We start from the raw sequence: 301 nt of genomic DNA on the forward strand, positions 1-301 counted from the left end.
ATCAGAAACAGCAGTCGTTTTATTATCATAAACTTTAAAAATATGATCTAATACAAGTTCTGTCATGATTACTCACTCCTTTTTTTAATTAATTGAATTATAAGATTATTTAAAGCGTAGGTAAATTGGCAGGGTGCACAAAAGAATGAGAGGTTTTTATGCAAGTTTACGAAATATCCAATGAAAGAAAAGCCATATAAACTGTTACTGCACCTTCAAAAGTTTTTATATTAATTCCTGTCTTTTCAATGAATTTATCAATGCGATATTGTAAAGTATTACGATGTAAATATAATTGTTT

General features: G+C 26.9%; 1 protein-coding gene. It reads right to left on the reverse strand.

The window, feature by feature from the left end:
* Positions 1-166: 166 nt before the first annotated feature.
* Positions 167-301, reverse strand: a 135-nt coding sequence (locus KI356_RS27470) for a helix-turn-helix domain-containing protein (RefSeq protein ID WP_212937037.1), incomplete at its 5' end; no start/stop codon positions are given.

This window comes from Bacillus hominis (assembly GCF_018332515.1).
GTDB lineage: Bacteria > Bacillota > Bacilli > Bacillales > Bacillaceae_G > Bacillus_A > Bacillus_A hominis.